Source organism: Enterobacter sp. 50793107 (assembly GCF_001463365.1).
Taxonomy (GTDB): domain Bacteria; phylum Pseudomonadota; class Gammaproteobacteria; order Enterobacterales; family Enterobacteriaceae; genus Enterobacter; species Enterobacter cloacae.
Map to the genome: position 1 here is coordinate 79,372 of NZ_LNII01000161.1, position 18,802 is coordinate 98,173.

Annotated in this window: 15 protein-coding genes and 1 pseudogene; 9 read left to right on the top strand and 7 right to left on the bottom strand. The window is 53.4% G+C overall.

From position 1 onward, the window contains the following. The 5 genes from lysM to qseB form a co-directional block, all read right to left on the bottom strand. Window positions 1-441, bottom strand: a complete 441-nt coding sequence (gene lysM / locus APU11_RS22710; RefSeq protein WP_013098729.1) for a peptidoglycan-binding protein LysM — start codon at window positions 439-441, stop codon at window positions 1-3. 85 nt (window positions 442-526) lie between these two features. Beyond that, a complete protein-coding gene (locus tag APU11_RS22715) occupies window positions 527-841 on the bottom strand; it encodes a putative quinol monooxygenase (RefSeq protein ID WP_013098728.1) in 315 nt (104 codons plus the stop codon). 30 nt (window positions 842-871) lie between these two features. Beyond that, window positions 872-1,453 carry an NAD(P)H-dependent oxidoreductase gene (locus APU11_RS22720; protein WP_013098727.1) on the bottom strand — a complete coding sequence of 194 codons (582 nt, stop codon included), beginning with the start codon at window positions 1,451-1,453 and terminating at the stop codon, window positions 872-874. 105 nt (window positions 1,454-1,558) lie between these two features. Further along, complete coding sequence (gene qseC, locus APU11_RS22725) at window positions 1,559-2,896, bottom strand: quorum sensing histidine kinase QseC (RefSeq protein ID WP_058651356.1); 1,338 nt, start codon at window positions 2,894-2,896, stop codon at window positions 1,559-1,561. Then, window positions 2,893-3,552: a quorum sensing response regulator transcription factor QseB gene (qseB, locus tag APU11_RS22730; RefSeq protein ID WP_020689493.1), complete on the bottom strand. Its 660-nt coding sequence runs from the start codon at window positions 3,550-3,552 to the stop codon at window positions 2,893-2,895. Before qseB ends, qseC begins: the two co-directional genes overlap by 4 nt. 139 nt (window positions 3,553-3,691) lie before the next feature. Here qseB and APU11_RS22735 point away from each other — a divergent pair, with 139 nt between their 5' ends. The 4 genes from APU11_RS22735 to ftsP all read left to right on the top strand — a co-directional run bounded on the left by APU11_RS22735 (window position 3,692) and on the right by ftsP (window position 8,844). Next, window positions 3,692-4,093 (top strand): NirD/YgiW/YdeI family stress tolerance protein, encoded by a 402-nt coding sequence (locus APU11_RS22735; protein ID WP_057072634.1) that lies wholly within the window; start codon window positions 3,692-3,694, stop codon window positions 4,091-4,093. 118 nt (window positions 4,094-4,211) lie between these two features. Beyond that, window positions 4,212-6,470 carry a DNA topoisomerase IV subunit A gene (gene parC, locus APU11_RS22740; RefSeq protein ID WP_058651355.1) on the top strand — a complete coding sequence of 753 codons (2,259 nt, stop codon included), beginning with the start codon at window positions 4,212-4,214 and terminating at the stop codon, window positions 6,468-6,470. A gap of 164 nt (window positions 6,471-6,634) precedes the next feature. Further along, a complete protein-coding gene (gene plsC, locus APU11_RS22745; RefSeq protein ID WP_013098722.1) occupies window positions 6,635-7,372 on the top strand; it encodes a 1-acylglycerol-3-phosphate O-acyltransferase in 738 nt (245 codons plus the stop codon). Between the two features lie 59 nt (window positions 7,373-7,431). After that, the gene (ftsP, locus tag APU11_RS22750; RefSeq protein ID WP_013098721.1) at window positions 7,432-8,844 is read left to right on the top strand and encodes a cell division protein FtsP; all 1,413 of its coding nucleotides are present in this window, start codon (window positions 7,432-7,434) and stop codon (window positions 8,842-8,844) included. 30 nt (window positions 8,845-8,874) lie between these two features. Here the strand turns inward: ftsP and APU11_RS22755 are convergent, their stop codons facing one another. Then, window positions 8,875-10,350 carry a TrkH family potassium uptake protein gene (locus APU11_RS22755; RefSeq protein ID WP_013098720.1) on the bottom strand — a complete coding sequence of 492 codons (1,476 nt, stop codon included), beginning with the start codon at window positions 10,348-10,350 and terminating at the stop codon, window positions 8,875-8,877. Between the two features lie 200 nt (window positions 10,351-10,550). On the opposite strand from APU11_RS22755, the pseudogene APU11_RS22760 reads away from it, so the two are divergent. Beyond that, window positions 10,551-11,726: pseudogene (locus APU11_RS22760) on the top strand (YgiQ family radical SAM protein); the annotation flags it as partial. 135 nt (window positions 11,727-11,861) lie between these two features. Here APU11_RS22760 and APU11_RS22765 read toward each other — a convergent pair. Beyond that, entirely contained in the window at window positions 11,862-12,497 is a 636-nt protein-coding gene (locus tag APU11_RS22765) for a hypothetical protein (protein ID WP_012477419.1), read from the bottom strand. A 613-nt stretch (window positions 12,498-13,110) separates the two neighbouring features. On the opposite strand from APU11_RS22765, the gene APU11_RS22770 reads away from it, so the two are divergent. The 4 genes from APU11_RS22770 to APU11_RS22785 are packed head-to-tail and all read left to right on the top strand — an operon-like array spanning window position 13,111 to window position 18,648. Next, window positions 13,111-14,358: a site-specific integrase gene (locus APU11_RS22770; RefSeq protein WP_007897923.1), complete on the top strand. Its 1,248-nt coding sequence runs from the start codon at window positions 13,111-13,113 to the stop codon at window positions 14,356-14,358. Next, window positions 14,345-16,111: a hypothetical protein gene (locus tag APU11_RS22775; protein WP_007897920.1), complete on the top strand. Its 1,767-nt coding sequence runs from the start codon at window positions 14,345-14,347 to the stop codon at window positions 16,109-16,111. Before APU11_RS22770 ends, APU11_RS22775 begins: the two co-directional genes overlap by 14 nt. Next, window positions 16,099-18,216 carry a hypothetical protein gene (locus APU11_RS22780; RefSeq protein ID WP_017384059.1) on the top strand — a complete coding sequence of 706 codons (2,118 nt, stop codon included), beginning with the start codon at window positions 16,099-16,101 and terminating at the stop codon, window positions 18,214-18,216. Before APU11_RS22775 ends, APU11_RS22780 begins: the two co-directional genes overlap by 13 nt. 3 nt (window positions 18,217-18,219) lie before the next feature. After that, entirely contained in the window at window positions 18,220-18,648 is a 429-nt protein-coding gene (locus APU11_RS22785) for a hypothetical protein (protein ID WP_017384060.1), read from the top strand. Window positions 18,649-18,802: the final 154 nt, after the last annotated feature.

Consider the following 18,802-nt stretch of genomic DNA (forward strand, 5'->3'; position numbering starts at 1 on the left):
TTACGCCTTAGGAATACGCAGCGTCTGGCCGGGATAAATCTTGTCCGGGCTGGATAGCATCGGGCGGTTCGCCTCAAAAATCTTGTTGTACTGGTTGGCATCCCCGTACACGGTTTTGGAGATGGCGCTGAGGGTGTCGCCTGATTTCACCGTATAGTAGGTGGCTTCATCTTTGGCATCAGTGGCGGTGATGTTGTTTTCCACCTCGCTGACGCCCGCAATATTGCCGACGGCGACCTGGATTTTTTCTTTCTGCTCTTGGGTCAGCCCGTCGCCCGTTACGCTGGCTTTACCGTCGGTAACATTGACCTGCACTTTATCCGCGCCGGGAATGTTGAGTTTCTTGAGGTGCTCGGTGATTTTGTCGCTCTGGCCTTTATGATCGGTCAGGTTGTCCCACAGCTTTTCGCCTGCTTCTTTTACGAAGTTAAAAAGTCCCATTCCTTCCTCCTGTTAATCATGAAGTCAGAATAAGCATAGCAGGTCAGAGAGATTTCCCTCTCCGAAAGGAGAGGGAAGGCAGGTTTTACACCCCTTGCTCCAGAATACGGATGTGGGTTTCCAGCACGTCACCTTTTACCGCATCGCTCCACGCTTTCATGTGTGCGGTCTGCAGGTGCGCTTCGAGATGCGCCACGGTTTCCCACTGCTCAACCATGATGATGGAGTCCGGCGCGGTGGCCTGGAAGCTGGCGTTGGTTGCGGCGTCAACCATCGGCGCATAGCCGTGGCAGCCTTCTTCTTGCAGTACGGTTGGGATAATTTTCGCGAACTGATCCAGCACCGCCTGGCGGTGATGTTGGCCAGGACGGGTACGGATTTCAGCAATAACGGTAAGCATAATTAACTCCTTCTAATTCCAGGTTACCAGTTAAGCAAAAATTTCAGCCAGATGCTTGCGATATTCTGCGATATAGCGCGGGACGTCAGGCATTTTAATCACGTCGTTGACGATAAAGGTCGGCAGCGGGTCCATGCCGAGGAACTGGTTAGCCTTGTGGAACGGCAGGTATGCGCCGTCTACCCCTACGCCTTCAAAGAACTGATCTTTATCGGTGAACGCGTCCAGCGGGGCGTTCCAGGTCAGGGAGAGCATATATTTCTTACCCTGAATCAGGCCGCCTGAACCATATTTTTTAGACGCGTCGGAACGGGTACGGCCGTCGCTGGCATACAGTGAACCGTGGCCCTCAGTGAACACGTCATCCATGTATTTTTTCACGGTCCACGGTGCGCCCATCCACCAGCCCGGCATCTGCCAGATAACCACGTCAGCCCACAGGAAGTTCTGCACTTCGGCTTTCACGTCGTAATGGCTGTCTGCGCGAACAACCTTAACATCATGCCCGGCGTCGCGCAGGAAGCCGTCCGCGACCTCGGTCAGGGTGTCATTCAACTGGCCTTTAGAGTGGGCGAATTCTTTCGCACCGTTGATAATCAGAATGTTGCTCATTATTTGTCCTCGTCGATGAGAGTATGGCGAGTATTCTACGCGCGAGGGCGATACGGTAAAATGAGCAAAATGTGCAAAGTCTTTTGCGTTAAATGCAATAATTCCTTACCAGCACACCTTCACATCAACGCCGCCTTCCGCAGCATTATCCAGTGAAACGCGCATACCGTGCAGGGCAGCAATGCGTTTTACAATCGATAACCCCAGCCCACTGCCCGTGGCATCCTGGCCGGGTGGACGATAAAAACGCTCGCCAATACGGGCCAACGCCTCGGGGGCGATCCCTGGTCCGTTGTCGCGTATGGAGAAGCAACGGGCGTCCAGCGTAACGTCAACCACGCTGCCGTGCGGGCTGTAACGCACGGCGTTATCCAGCAGGTTACGCACCAGCAGGCTCAACAGCAGCGGCTGACCCGTGCGTTCAGCCTGCGGGGCGTTGATGTTCAGGCGAACATCGATACCCGCCTGCTGCGCCGGATGCCAGATGTCCAGAACCGCTGATTGCAGTAAATCGGTCATCTTTATCGGTTCGACATCGTCGAGATTTTCCAGAGAGTCCAGACGCGAGAGAGTGAGGAGTTGATCCACCAGCCGGGAGGCCCGGTCGATCCCCGCGTGGAGCTGCGAGAGCGCTTTTTCCTGCGCCTGCGGGTCGTCCAGAGAGAGTTGCGCCACGTCGGTTTGCACCTTCAGGGCCGCCAGCGGGCTACGTAATTCGTGCGCGGCATCGGAGGTAAAGCGGCGCTCGCGGCTCATCATCTCCTGGGTTCGGGTAAAGAGGTGGTTCAGGGAGTCCAGAAGGGGGCGCACTTCTGATGGCACGCCCTGTGTCGGCAGGGTGTCGGTGGCATCCGGTGAGCGCAGGCGCAACGTCTGCGCCAGTTTTTTCAATGGCTTAAACTCCCGGCTCAGCAGGACAATCAGCAACAGCAGCATCACCGGTAGCGCCACCAGCCACGGCGTCAGCTGCGAGCTGACCACATCCAGCGCCATCTCCTGCCGGTATTCCCACTCCTGACCGACCACCACGCGGTACTTCCCGTCCGGCGAGGTCAGCCATAAGAAACGCCAGTCATCGTTGTCGTCTTTGAGCCTGCCGTCATCAAACCCATCGCGGCGATAGTGATACGGGATGTCGCGGCCGTTTTCCCCGTCATTGAGGATCATCGTGCCGTCGGTAGCGTAAATGGCGAAGGCCAGAGCATCGTCGTCCAGGCGACCGTGCTTCACTTTTTTGGGGATCTCGCGCATCCGCTCCGGAGCGCGTATTTCATCCAGATCCATCGTCAGCAGCCGTTTAGCAAACAGCATCTGCTGGGTATCAAACAGCTTATCGAGCTTGTGGGTCGTCTGCTGCCAGGCGACAAGGCTTGCGGCAAACCAGGCCGTCAGCGACAGCAGCAGAAAAAGAAGCGTCAGACGGAGTTTCAGGCTCAGTTTCATGCGTCACCCAGGGTATAGCCGATGCCATGAACCGTGCGGATAAACTCGCTGCCCAGCTTACGCCGCAGATGATGGACGTGAACTTCCACGGCGTTACTGGAGACGTCATCGTCCCACGTATAGAGCTTCTCTTCGATCGCTTTACGCGGCAGGACGCGGCCCGCATTGCGCATCAGTAACTCCAGCAGGGCGAACTCTTTGGGCTTGAGGGCCAGCGTTTCTCCCTCCAGCGTGGCGACGAGGCTTGTCGGGTCGAGCGTCACTTTGCCATGACGCAGCTCGCTGCGCGTCTGACCGTGGCTGCGACGCACCAGCGCCTCAAGGCGGGCGGCCACTTCGATCAGCGCGAAGGGTTTGCAGAGGTAATCATCGGCCCCCAGGCGTAACCCCTCGACGCGCTGATTCAGCGCATCCCGCGCGGTCAGGATAAGCACCGGCTCGCTGCGTCCGCTTTCGCGCCAGGCGCGCAGGATCGCCAGACCGTCGATCTCCGGTAGCGTCAGGTCAAGCACTACCGCATCGTAAGGGGCAGAACAGAGCGCCGCCTGGCCGGTTTTTCCGTCGGTGAACCAGTCCACGCTGAAGCCCATTTTGCTTAAGCCCGCTTTGATGCCATCACCAATCAGCTTGTCGTCTTCTACCAGTAATATGCGCATATCCCCTCCTTGATGGCGTCAGTAAACCCTCTGGATCCGCCTGCTGTACAGTAAAAAAATATAAATTTTCCCCTTAAGAAGTTGTTAAGGATTACCCTGTTTAATGGATTGCGACACCACATTAAAGGGAGAGATGAATATGAAAAAATTCGCTGCAATGGCTGCTATCATGATGATGACCACCGCACCGGTCTTCGCTGCTCAGGGCGGTTTCACGGGCCCATCAGCTACCCAACCCCAGACTCAGACGCAGGCAGGCGGTTTTGTTGATAACAACGCCAACCTGACAACGGCCGTGAAAGTCAAAGACCTGAAGGACGACGCCTGGGTGAAGCTGCGCGGGAACATCACCGAACGCCTGTCCGATGACCGCTACACCTTCCGCGACGAGACCGGCACGGTGGTGGTTGAGATTGATCATAAGCGCTGGAACGGTGTGACCGTGTCCCCGCAAGATAAAGTCGAGCTGCAGGGTAAGGTCGATAAAGACTGGAACGAATTTGAAATCGACGTGAAGCAGGTTATTAAGCTGACGAAATAACCCAGAAAGGGCCGCTTATCCGGCCCTTTTTCTTTGTGACTCAACTCGCCAGATAGGGTAGTATCTGCGGCAATATTGCCTGAAACCCATCGGTTTCTGAGTTGAGGAATCACACGTAATGAGCGATATGGCAGAGCGCCTCGCGCTACATGAATTCACGGAAAACGCCTACCTGAACTACTCCATGTACGTCATCATGGACAGGGCATTGCCGTTTATCGGGGATGGCCTGAAGCCCGTTCAGCGTCGCATCGTCTATGCGATGTCCGAGCTGGGGCTGAACGCCACCGCCAAGTTCAAGAAATCCGCCCGTACCGTCGGTGACGTACTGGGTAAATACCATCCGCACGGCGACATCGCCTGCTATGAAGCGATGGTGCTGATGGCCCAGCCGTTCTCTTATCGTTACCCGCTGGTGGACGGTCAGGGGAACTGGGGGGCACCGGACGATCCGAAATCCTTCGCGGCGATGCGTTATACCGAATCCCGCCTGTCTAAATATGCCGAAGTGCTGCTGGGCGAACTCGGCCAGGGGACGGTGGACTGGGTGCCAAACTTCGACGGCACGCTGCAGGAGCCGAAAATGCTGCCTGCGCGTCTGCCGAATATCCTGCTGAACGGCACCACCGGTATCGCGGTCGGTATGGCGACGGACATCCCGCCACACAACCTGCGTGAAGTGGCGAAAGCCGCCATCACCCTGATTGAACAGCCGAAAACCTCGCTGGACGAGCTGCTGGATATCGTTCAGGGGCCGGACTTCCCGACCGAAGCTGAGATCATCACCTCGCGTGCGGAAATCCGCAAAATCTACCAGAACGGCCGTGGCTCCGTGCGCATGCGCGCGGTGTGGACCAAAGAGGACGGCGCCGTGGTGATCACCGCGCTGCCGCATCAGGTCTCTGGTGCCAAGGTGCTGGAGCAGATCGCCTCCCAGATGCGCAATAAAAAGCTGCCGATGGTGGACGACCTGCGCGATGAATCCGACCACGAAAACCCAACCCGTCTGGTGATCGTGCCGCGCTCTAACCGCGTGGACATGGAGCAGGTGATGAACCACCTGTTCGCCACCACCGACCTGGAAAAAAGCTACCGCATCAACCTGAACATGATCGGTCTGGACGGACGCCCGGCGGTGAAAAACCTGCTGGAGATCCTCTCCGAATGGCTGACCTTCCGTCGCGATACGGTGCGCCGTCGTCTGAACCACCGTCTGGAGAAAGTGCTTAAGCGCCTGCATATCCTCGAAGGTTTGCTGGTGGCGTTCCTCAATATTGATGAAGTCATTGAGATCATCCGTACCGAGGATGAGCCGAAGCCCGCGTTAATGTCGCGCTTTGGTATCAGTGAAACCCAGGCCGAAGCGATCCTCGAACTGAAGCTGCGCCATCTCGCTAAGCTGGAAGAGATGAAGATCCGCGGTGAGCAGAACGAGCTGGAAAAAGAGCGCGATCAGCTGCAGGCGATCCTCGCGTCCGAACGCAAGATGAACACCCTGCTGAAGAAAGAGTTGCAGGCCGATGCCGATGCCTTCGGCGACGACCGCCGTTCTCCGCTGCATGAGCGCGAAGAAGCGAAGGCGATGAACGAGCATGACATGCAGCCTTCAGAGCCGGTCACCATCGTCCTGTCCCAGAGCGGCTGGGTGCGTAGCGCCAAAGGCCATGATATCGATGCGCCGGGGCTGAGCTACAAAGCGGGCGACAGCTTCAAGGCGGCCGTGAAAGGCAAGAGCAACCAGCCGGTGGCGTTTATTGACTCCACGGGCCGCAGTTACGCCATCGATCCGATCACGTTGCCTTCCGCGCGTGGTCAAGGCGAACCGCTGACCGGCAAGCTGACGCTGCCGCCGGGGGCGACGGTTGACCACATGCTGATGGAAGCCGACGACCAGAAACTGCTGTTGGCCTCTGATGCGGGTTACGGCTTTATCTGTACCTTTAACGATCTCGTGTCACGTAACCGTGCCGGTAAAGCCATGATCAGCCTGCCGGATAACGCGCACGTTATGCCGCCGCTGGTGGTTGAGAACGAGAGCGACATGCTGCTGGCCATCACGTCTGCCGGGCGCATGCTGATGTTCCCGGTCAGCGACCTGCCGGAGTTGTCAAAAGGGAAGGGCAATAAGATCATCAACATCCCGTCGGCGGAAGCCGCGAAAGGTGAAGATGGCCTGGCGCATCTCTTCATTCTGCCGCCGCAGAGCACGCTGACCATTCATGTCGGCAAGCGTAAAATCAAGCTGCGTCCGGAAGAGTTGCAGAAGGTGGTGGGCGAGCGCGGACGCCGCGGTTCGCTGATGCGCGGCCTGCAGCGTATCGACCGCGTGGAGATCGATTCTCCTGCACGCAGCAACGCGGGCGACAGCGAAGAGTAACGCGTTTCGATCCCCCTCTGTTCCGGAGGGGGATATCCAATAAAATTTCCCGTAAAACCGTTGTTAATTCGTGCGTTGCGATTAACAATACGCGCTCGTAATAAAGTCCTTACCTGGCCACAGGTGAAGTATAATTGTCAGCTGTCAGGGCTTCAGAGGTCGCTATGCTATACATTGTTCGTCTTATTCTTACCGTTATCTACTGCATTCTGGTCTGTGTTTTCGGCTGCATCTATTGCCTGTTCAGCCCGCGTAACCCGAAGCATGTCGCCACCTTTGGCCACATGTTTGGTCGTCTTGCGCCGCTGTTTGGCCTGAAGGTTGAAAAGCGTCTGCCGGAAGGGGCGGAGAATTTCGGTAACGCCATCTATATCGCAAACCATCAAAATAACTACGATATGGTGACCGCCTCTAACATCGTGCTGCCGCCGACCGTGACGGTGGGTAAGAAGAGCCTGCTGTGGATCCCCTTTTTCGGCCAGCTCTACTGGCTGACGGGTAACCTGCTGATTGACCGTAATAACCGCGCAAAAGCGCACGGTACCATTGCGGAAGTGGTGAACCACTTCAAAAAGCGCCGCATTTCTATCTGGATGTTCCCGGAAGGCACGCGCAGCCGCGGTCGCGGTCTGCTGCCGTTTAAAACCGGGGCGTTTCATGCCGCAATTGCGGCGGGCGTTCCAATTATTCCCGTGTGTGTTTCCAATACATCGAATAAGATTAATCTTAACCGCCTGAATAACGGGCTGGTGATTGTCGAGATGCTGCCGCCGGTCGATACCAGCAAATACGGTAAAGATCAGGTCCGCGAGCTGGCAGCGCACTGCCGTGAACTGATGGTTCAGCATATTGCTCAGCTCGACAAAGAAGTCGCAGAGAGAGAAGCCGCCGGGAAGATCTAATCCGGCGTTAAAAGGGAAAACGAATTCCCGCGTTGTTAGTCGTTTCAGATGGAGCTTATATGTCACTCAGTCGGCGTCAGTTTATTCAGGCTTCAGGGATCGCCCTTTGTGCGGGTGCGATGCCGCTGACAGCCAGCGCCGCCGGGCAGCAACAGCCGCTGCCCATTCCGCCGTTGATTGAATCCCGTCGCGGGCAGCCGCTATTCCTGACGCTACAGCGAAGCCACTGGTCGTTTACCCAGGGAACCCGCGCGCCAGTCTGGGGCATTAACGGGCGCTACCTTGGGCCGACCATCCGCGTGTGGAATGGCGATGACGTAAAGCTCATCTACAGCAACCGCACGCCTGAAAATGTGGCGATGACCATCAGCGGGTTGCAGGTTCCCGGCCCGTTGATTGGCGGGGCCGCGCGCATGATGTCGCCTAACGCCGACTGGGCTCCCGTGCTGCCGATCCGTCAGAGCGCGGCGACGCTGTGGTATCACGCTAATACCCCTAACCGCACTGCCCAGCAGGTTTATAACGGCCTGGCCGGGATGTGGCTGATAGAAGACGAGGTCAGTAAATCTCTGCCCATTCCAAACCACTACGGCGTGGATGATTTCCCGGTCATTATCCAGGACAAGCGTCTGGATAACTTTGGCACACCGGAATACAGCGAGCCGGGTAGCGGTGGCTTTGTTGGCGACACGCTGCTGGTCAACGGCGCGCAAAGTCCGTATGTCGAAGTCTCGCGCGGCTGGGTTCGCCTGCGTCTGCTGAACGCCTCTAACTCGCGCCGCTATCTGTTGCAGATGAGCGATGGCCGCCCGCTGCATGTGATCTCTGGCGACCAGGGCTTTTTACCGGCGCCGGTGTCCGTTAAACAGCTGGCGCTTGCCCCGGGTGAACGCCGTGAAATCCTCGTGGATATGACCAACGGCGATGAAGTCTCGGTGACCTGCGGCGAAGCGGCGAGCATTGTGGATCGCATTCGTGGCTTCTTTGAGCCGTCGAGCATTCTGGTCTCCACGCTGGTGCTGACCCTGCGCCCAACCGGTCTCCTGCCGCTGGTGACCGACAGCCTGCCCATGCGCCTGCTGCCGCAGGAGATCATGAGCGGTTCGCCGGTGCGCAGCCGTGATATCAGCCTCGGCGACGACCCGGGCATCAACGGCGCGCTGTGGGACGTTAACCGTATCGACATTACTGCCCAGCAGGGCACCTGGGAGCGCTGGACCGTTCGCTCCGACATGCCGCAGTCGTTCCATATTGAAGGTGTGTCATTCCTGATCCGCAACGTGAACGGCGCGATGCCATTCCCGGAAGACAGGGGCTGGAAAGACACCGTCTGGGTGGATGGTCAGGTTGAACTGCTTGTCTACTACGGCCAGCCTTCCTGGCCGCACTTCCCGTTCCTGTTCCACAGCCAGACGCTGGAGATGATGGACAGGGGCTCCGTAGGGCAAATGCTGGTTAACCCGGCGCCGTAAGCACAGCATTCCCGGTGCGCCGGGAATGCGTTATGCCCGCCAGAAAAAGCGCGAGCACAGGATCAACACCGGATAAATTTCCAGACGTCCTAAGATCATCGCCGCGCACATCAACAGCTTGGCCTCTTCCTTTAACGTCCCGAAGGTTGATGCCGTTTCGCCAAAGCCCAGCCCCATATTGTTGATACAGGCAGCCACCGTCGCAAATGATGTAAACAGGTCATAGCCCATCAGATTGAGCGCCCAGACGAAAAAGCCTGTGATCATCACGTAGAGAAAGAAGAAGCTCCATACTGAACGCAGGACGCGCTCATTCACCACGCTGTTGCCAACCTTGATGGTCAGCAGCGCCCGCGGATGCGCCAGCTGATTCATCTCCTGAATACTCTGCTTGAACATCATCAGAAAACGCAGGGCCTTAATCCCACCGCAGGTCGAACCCACGCAGCCACCAAAGAAGCTGGCGCTCAGCAGCAGGAATATGGTGTGGGCAGGCCAGTGGGCGTAATCGGCCGTTGAAAGGCCGTTATCGGTCATCATTGAGCTTGCCAGGAAGAAGGCGTGCACCAGGCTGTCGAGAGGGTTATACATTCCCGCGTGCCAGACCTGCCAGGCGGTAATGGCGATAAGCACCGCGGCAGCGGCCAGAAAGAATCTCACCTCCGGGCTGCGGCGAATCGGCTTCAGCGTGCGTCTGACAAGGGCGACATACCAGAGGGTAAAGTTAAACGCCGAAAGCAGCGAAAAGGTGCCGGCGACAAGCTCAATCGCGTGGCTGTCATAAAAACCGATGCTCTCGCTGCGGGTTGAAAAGCCGCCCAGGGATACGGTGGAGAGCCCGTGACAAACGGCATCAAAAAAGGGCATCCCCGCCAGCCAGTACGCCAGCGTGCAGGTTATCCCCAGCGCCAGATAGGTGACCCACAGGGTGCGTGCGGTATCGGCGAGCCGGGGCGTCAGACGCTCCTCTTTAAACGGGCCGGGCATTTCTGACTGGTACAGCTTCATGCCACCGATGCCCAGCAGCGGCAGGACCGCGACGGCCAGCACGATGACGCCCAGCCCGCCAATGAAATTGAGCTGCGCGCGATAATAGAGGTACGATTTGGGCAGGGCGCTGACGTCGCCGATCACCGTTGCGCCCGTGGTGGTGATCCCGGAAACGCCTTCAAAAAGTGCGTCAGCAAAGGAGAGTTGCAGGCCATCGTCCATCCAGAGCGGCATGGCGCTGATTAATGAGAACAGCAGCCAGAACAGGACGATAATCACGAATCCGTCGCGGGTGCGTAGCTGTATACCGGCGTGACGGGTTGCCCGCCAGGCCAGGCCGCCGAGGCTGAAAAAAGTCAAAAAGGTGGTCAAAAAAGCAAAATAGGTTCGCTCTTTATTCAGCAGAGCGATAACCATCGGCGGCAGCATAGACAGGCTGTACAGAAGAACCAGAAACCCGCAGAGATGAAGCACAACCCGCAGCTGGGAGACATGTAACGAATCGTTGAACTTCACAACAGAACTCCGCGCAAGAACCTGTTCCGGGGGAAAATCACCGGAAGTTAGAGTGAATATTATGAGCCAAAATAATCAGGGCGCTGTATTTTAACGACTTCTGTGAATATCTGTCTGCCTCTTGCATCCTTTTCTTCAAATCTGGCGGATGAACAGCGTATAATCCGGCTCCTTTTGTCTATTTTTTCTTCGGAAGCATTATGAGCGCAATTTCCCTGATCCAGCCGGATCGTGACCTTTTCTCGTGGCCCCAGTACTGGGCGGCCTGCTTTGGACCGGCGCCGTTCCTGCCGATGTCCCGGGAAGAGATGGACCAACTGGGCTGGGATAGCTGCGATATCATTCTGGTCACGGGCGATGTCTACGTTGACCACCCGAGCTTTGGTATGGCCATCTGCGGCCGCATGCTTGAAGCGCAGGGCTTCCGCGTGGGGATCATCTCCCAGCCAGACTGGAACAGCAAAGACGACTTTATGCGTCTGGGTAAACCGAACCTGTTCTTCGGCGTGACCGCCGGCAACATGGACTCGATGATCAACCGCTATACCGCCGACCGTAAGCTGCGCCATGACGATGCGTACACACCGGATAACGTGGCGGGCAAACGCCCTGACCGCGCCACGCTGGTCTACACCCAGCGCTGTAAAGAAGCCTGGAAAGATGTGCCGGTGATCCTGGGCGGCATTGAGGCGAGCCTGCGTCGTACCGCGCACTATGATTACTGGTCTGATACCGTGCGCCGCTCGGTGCTGGTGGACTCCAAAGCCGACATGCTGATTTACGGTAACGGCGAGCGTCCACTGGTAGAAGTGGCGCACCGTCTGTCGCAGGGCGAGCCGGTGAGCAGCATCCGCGACGTGCGCAACACCGCCATCATGGTGAAAGAAGCGCTGCCGGGCTGGCGCGGGGTGGATTCCCGCATCATCGATATGCCGGGCAAAATCGATCCTATCCCGCACCCGTATGGCGAAGATCTGCCGTGCGCCGATAACAAACCGGTTGAGCCAAAGAAAGCGGAAGCGAAGGCAATCGTCGTGCAGCCGCCGCGCCCGAAACCATGGGAAAAGACCTATGTGCTGCTGCCGTCCTACGAGAAGGTGAAAGCCGATAAGGTGCTCTACGCCCACGCGTCCCGTATTCTGCACCATGAAACCAACCCCGGCTGTGCGCGTGCGTTGATGCAGAAGCACGGCGAGCGTTTTATCTGGATCAACCCACCGGCGATCCCGCTCTCCACCGAAGAGATGGACAGCGTCTTTGCGCTGCCGTACAAACGCGTGCCGCACCCGGCGTACGGCAACGCCCGTATCCCGGCGTATGAGATGATCCGCTTCTCGATCAACATCATGCGCGGCTGCTTCGGCGGCTGTTCCTTTACTCTTGTTTTTATGTATTTAGAGTTAAACTCTACTTTTCTATTTTTAGAATTCAAGCTATTCATCGTAATTGAGAGATATCCTTTTAATGTTCAGCAAGCCTGTTAAAAGCACTTTATCTGAACCGCGTTTTGCCTAAATCCTGCTCAATATATACTCTCCCTGAGTTCTGAAATCCTCAAATTCCCCAATCTTAAAGCATTGATACATAGATGATGTCAGATAATGCGCAATCATCTCACCGCCAATATGGATCCGTTCCGGGTGTGGGTATGTCGCCTGTATAGCCCTTTGTTCATTCATCATTACAGGAATTGTCTGCAACAAATCCCCATCCAAGATTTGGCACTCAGGTTTTACTCCTGTTCCGTATTGTAATTGCTCTGATTCGAAATCATGGACTGAGCGATAGGCGAACGAAACGATATTTCCTGTTTCCTCGCAAATTGCGAACTGATAAACACTGGTTGTCACCGTTGAAGAAGAGGGAATTGCATGGTCATGCTTGTATTGTTTCCACAGCCTCCTTAGACAGGCCGATGTATGATAATTGAGATTTTGTATACCTGATACGACCATTCTGGTTGATGCTTCAAGCAACCAGGTGTTAGAAAATCCACCTGCCCCCGTTCCTGCTATGATGGTTCTTAGCTGGGGGATGTAACCTGCTTTGGAAACAAAAGATAACGGCTCCCCATTATCGGTGACGGCAAGGGTATCTGTTACAATCAGTGCTTGTGCTTCGTCTGTATAAAATATCAGTGATGACATATTTTCCTCATCCAGAAAAGACATTACATGAATCACAGAACAGGTCACTACAACCACGTGAAAGGGAGTCAGACCATTTTCCAGAGGTAAATATATTCTTGTGTTTGGACGCGTTGCGGTTCTCTGTAAAAAATATATAGCACAAACAAAAGTCCCCGCAGGGATAAATATAGTTATATGCGCTTTTTCTGCTGGCTTTTACAATTGAAAGTGACAGGTAAACGAAATGTGTTACAGGTTTCTTTTGCTTTTCGTTGGGTTCTGTATATGCGAATTTACCCTGTGTGTTATTTTTGCAATGGACTCAGGCTGTATTCAATCAATTAAGGTTTACTTCTGGCATTAAGATGTATCCGTTGCCTGTTTTTTAAGGGCACGGTTTGTGCCGGGAAATGAAAATCACATCTTAAGTTCTTCACTCAAAGGATTTGTGATGTTTATCACGTATGGTCCGGGTAACGTGTTGAGGTCAATGTATTGCATCGTGATGGTGTCGTTACATCTTTTACTTTCCTCCTGATTTGCATATTCACTCCCGGCAACCTGGTTGTTTGTTTTTTCTTCTTCCGGATTTATAGTGTAGGCATGAGGTGGCGTTTCAGGGCGACAGACTGTGAGGATAATCACTAACATTCATGCGCGTTATGGGCGTGTCAGCAAACTGGATGCAACAGAGCCGAAACTGAAATTTGAACCCGGATTTCTGTATGCTGAAATACCTTATATTAGCGGCATCCAGAATCGAAAACTGAGCCGATATGTACACTTTTATCTTATGGATAAAGCTATCCTGCAGGCCAGGGATTTAAAGCCTTTAGCCCGGGCATTTTTACGCTGGATAAGGTGGCTGGAGGATAACGGACTTGACCCTTTCACCCCGGGAACGTTGAAATACCAAAGCCCTACATATGGCTTCAGGGAGTATCTTCTGGGGGCCGTAAGGCAGGGGCGCATCGCCTCATCCACCGCGGCGGTGTACATCAGCGTTATCCGACGGTTTTACGTATTTCTGGGCAAGTGTGGTGAGCTGGCTGCCAGCTCATTTTTTACGTTGGTCGAAAAAGTCGTTGACGGGCGACGCAAGGTGATAAGTTCGGATCTTGCCATCAGGATAACCAGCACAACAAAAAGGACAATCAACCCACTGAATGATGCAGAGGTTCATATCCTGGATGAGGCACTGAAATCTGAGTCCGGGTTGTTCAGTTTAATGATTGTGCTGATGAAAAATTGTGGGCTACGGCTGGATGAAATGCTGACCCTGCCGTCGTCACTCTTTACTGAAGAGTACCTTGCCAGTGTCCCTGTATCTGAGTTGACCATCAGGGGGCTTCATATTGGTCCGAGATGCGGAGTTCATACGAAGTTTGGGATGACGCGAGAACTCTTCATCACCAGACGATTGTACGAGCAGGTTCTGGATTATCTGGCGGATGAGGAGTATGAAAAGAAGATCCAAAAATGGCGTGCACGACAGGGTGGGGAAGGGCGGCACGAGCCTTTATTTTTAATGGCAAACGGGAAACGGATGTCTGAAAAAGCCTTTTACTCCCGCTGGTACAGTTTTCGCCATCGCCTGGCCCGGTCTGCTCCGGGAAATGTGTTCAGACATAAACCCCATGATTTGCGGGCAACGTTTGCGACCCATTTTTTACGCTCGGCACTGAGTTGCTATCCCGATCAGGCCGCAAATGCGCTGGGTACAGTAAAATACTGGATGGGCCATAAAAGCGAAAATACGACGATGAAATACATCGTCTTTCTTCAGCAAAACCAGATTTCTGATGCAGTCGCCGGGGTCATGGACGCATTGATTGACGGTGCTGCAGGTCGCGATGGAGCCATATATGAGCCGGAGTGAAACGCAGATAACGTGGATGGCCGAAAATGTGCTGTCATGGGAGACGGTCAGCGGACACATCACTCAGCGGGATCTGAACCGATATTATTTACTTGACGTTTATCTTCAGGCTCATTTTTCAGATTATGTGTTGCTCCCCGGATGGTTTAGTGAACATTCGCATCTTGCCCGCCCTGAAAAACGCGATTTTATTGCCTCTCTGAAACGATTTCTTCTGTCTTACCGTCCCGCCGGAAGGTTAACCATTTTCCGTTATCTCAATATGTTTTTTATATGGCAGTCAGTCAATCAGTATGACTATGGCACGGCTGAAGGCGTTGAAATGTATATTAAACATCTCATGAACGATATTCGTCGGCGAAAAATTTCAGTCAGGATGGCAAGACACTACTTGTCCGTGGTCAACCGGTTTTTGCTTACGGGCGGGCAGATTCAGAGGCGGTATGAATATGAATTCTTACCGAAAGGAACGTATCAGCAGCAGGGAAGGGATAGCTATACCAGGAATGAACTTTCCGAGATCCTGAGGCAGTTGTCATCCATGAATGAGTTCCTTGCGGGATGTATCCGGGAGCATATCGCTAAATCGGAAAAAGGGGTGCGGCATTTCTCACCGTCTTTGCTGGCACCTGTTTATGAAGCGTATTTCCGGTATCCGGGAGAGAACGGGGTCAGCAGGGCAGAGATCATCATCAGGGACGTTCTGGAAAATTACTTTCTTACTTCTTTTTTTCTGTTCTGTTACCACACATGGGGAAACACCTCTCAGGTTCTGGGTCTGACGCGGGATGATATACATCTGGATGAAAAGGGTATCAGCACTGATTATGTTTATAAGGGGAGAGCGAATAAGTATATACGTCTGACGATAGGTAAATCGGAGTATGTGACCAAACGTGCGGGCTATTACTGGTTTCTGTCTTTTATCAGGCTCAGGGACGACATCGTTAACTATCTGGTTTCCGCAGATAACTTCCCTCCGGTACAGGCGCTGTTTCTGAGTGAGCCGCAGGTGAAATTCCGTAAGCTTTATTCTCTTAATCCCAGTCATCTGACTAAATTTTCTAACTCTGAGGGGGCGTGGGCCACGATGCGGCAGCTTAATCCCTCGCTTCCATCAATTACCGTTTCTGGCTTGCGCAAAACGTCTGAGCAGTATACGGACAGAACATTAAAGAATGGTCTGATTACGGCGGAAAAAGCACAGCATAACTGGGGCACTTACAGGCGGAATTATGCTGCAGGTAACCCACAGGGGGCGAAGGAAAACTTCAGTGCTGCACTTGATACGCTTATGAATCAGGGGATTGCGACACGTGCGTTATCCGAGCGGGTAAAAGTTGCTGATGAGCTGGGGATCGATCTGCGTGGAAGCGATGAGGGTGTGGATCTTTTATTGAATGGCCTGGGATGTCGATCGCAGGAGCCGCCTACAGATATTGAATTGCGCTTTATAAAAAAGCAAAAACGATTTGGCCGGACACCAAAGGCTTGTGCGGATTTTTCTCATTGTGTCGAATGTTCAAAAAGTTGCGTTGTGGAAACGCTGGAGTCTGTATGGCTCCTGCTGTCATTCAGGCATGCTATCGAGTATGGAAAACCGTTGTACATCGGTTCGGTCAATGCTGTGGAGCGTTATGAAACGTTACTCCTGAAGATTGATTTACGGCTTGGGCTGGTAGATGAGGCGACCCTGAAAAAAGCGCGCGTTAAACTTCAGCGAGAAGGTGTGGCTCCGGTATGGCAGATTTGAAGAAAAAAGAGGTAAGCCGTAGTCGAATGGCGGAGTTTCCTGCCGGAACGCCGCTTCGTTCAGGGGATGAGTTTCCGACTGAGGATATCATCTGTGAGGCACTAGAAAACAAAAGCTTTGAACGTCTGAATAACTGCCTGGTTATCGCCAGCTCAGATGAACATGATATGCGTTTTATCAATGAGGAGACGCTGAATATTTATTTCAGGGATGATGTCTGGACCAATCGCTATGTCAGAACCCATATTGGTGAAACGTTAAGAACCGTTAATTTTTCAGGCATACGGGATCCTGAACTGCGTCTTGAAGCCAAAATCATCTCAGCCAGCCTGCTCTGGATTGTCGGCAGGACCGCGAAGACGCAGTCACTGATCCGGAAATGTGCAAACATTGTGGCGGGAGCCCGTATTATTGAGTCTATGGGGTATCGCAGTCTGTTTCAGCTTCGTTTTCCGCTTGTCCGGAATGCTTTCATTGTAAAGATGAAGGAGGAGGATGAGCACGGCAGGAAGCGTTCTGAAAGAACATTACGTAATTACTTTATGGACCTGGCGGATATCTCGCTGACAGGTCATACCCGTCTTCGAAAATACGGTTACTTTCCTGATATTAGCTTCGACAGTTACAACAGTGTGGATGATTCAAACCAGACATATTGTATGCCTTTCAGTCTTATGATGTCTGTCTGGGAAGGGCTGATTACTGAACTGGATGCTGAAATCAGTGATTTCGATTTTGACGGGTTTTCCCGGCTGTGCGCTATCATAAACGGTTTTTATGATTCGCCTTACTATACGTCGATGCTGGAAGCCCGTAAAAGAGGGACAGCAAAAAGCATACCGGATTACCGGGCCGCGTATTACTACAATATTGTTGCCGGGGAAATTCGGGCGCTTTTCGCGACACTTGGCCCCGGGATGCAGGGCTGGTTCTCGGTACATAAAAATAAGCGCTGGAGATCTGATTTTATTGGCGTTGATCACATAAAGCTGAACACCTGGCATTTTGAGCTGACGTTAAAAGTCATGAATGTGATACAGGCCATGTCGGGGATGAGACACAGCGAAGTGCTTGGCGTGATGCACGGTTCACTGATTTATGATGGTGATATCCTGGGACTTCGTTCGGTGTTGCATAAGTTCGCCCCGGAAGGTGGAAGTCACGAAGACTGGGTTGTTTGTCGCTATGTGGAAAAGCCTTTTCAGCATTTACGCAGAATTAATCAAATCATGACAGGCCTGGACGGGAAGACGCTGGACAATGTTCCATTGTCTTTAAATATCAGGTCGTGGTTCTCGGAGCAAAAACTCTCTTTTATGGGGACGCAGCGCCAGACTGAGTGGGCAAAGAAATTTGTGAAAAGACACCATCTGTTCATCCGACGTGACCATATTGATGAGTTCAGGCTTTTAAATCCAAACATACGTGATGATGAACGCGTTGCGATGGAGATTCGGGAGGGGGCTTTCTGGCCATTGCGAACCCATCAGTTTCGCCGTTCACTTGCTGTACACCTCAGGCGTCTTGATCTGATTTCTACTAATGATCTTATCCGGCAGTTTAAGCACTTAATCAGAGGCATGACGGAGTGGTATATGTCCGGTGCACTCAACGCTTCGCATTTTAGCCGGGCGATCCCTCAGGCATTCGCTGCCGAGATTGAAAGGGTTGATACCGAACTCTCAGCTTCCAGGGCTGTTTCTTATCAGCATGAAGGCCTGCTTTATGGCGAAGGCGGGAAGTTACTGATGTCCCAGAGAGGTGGGCACTTACATCAGATGACGTTTCCTACACTGAAAAAAGCGATGAGCATGGCTAAACGAGGCGGGCAAAAACTGGTATCTCTTGGAAACGGTTTTTATTGCATGAATGGCCATGACTGCGAGTTTAAGGCGGTTGTTCAGTCAGCGTCCTGCAATCCGGGATGTGAGAACATGCTGGCCGGAGCTGATTCTGTTCCCGTGTGGAAACGCAGGATGGCTCATTATGACAACCTTCTGGAGATTGCCGTGCGAAATAATGCTCCTCAGGCTGACAGGGATTTTCTGATGCTTGAGAGAGATTTTTATGCAGATGCTGTCCGCTTTTTTGAAAAGGATGAATAGAGCATGACGAACGAACAGTCGGGGGTTAAAAAAACACAGGCAAGAGCAGAGCAGGCCCTGAGGGAACTGATGTTATCAGGGGAGCGTATCAGCCAGTATGCTGTGGAAAAACGAGCGGGGCTGGCAAACGGCACCCTGAATTATAACTGTCCTGAGTACAGGCAGGTCAGGGAGGCTATCCGCAGTCTGAAAAAAACGTGCCAGGGCACCGCGCCGGTTGATGAGCAGGGCATTGAGCAGCAGATCAAGCTGAAAGAAAAGTATCGCCGTCAGAGAAATGAGCTGAGGGAAGAAATCAAAAAGATGATGGCTGAAAATGTAGAGCTGTTACATAACCTTATACTTTTACAGCAGTATGTCAGGGAGCTTGAACGCAACACCGGGAGGGAGAAAGGGGACGTCATTCCGTTCTCGGGTGGTGTCAGGGACTGAGGCTATACTGAACGGAAGGACGCGAGGTGAATCGCCACGCGTTTAACAGACACCTCAGAGTCATTTAAGATGACTTAAAGAGAGGTGCCCATGAGCGGTAAGCGTTATCCTGAAGAGTTTAAAACTGAAGCAGTCAAACAGGTTGTTGATCGCG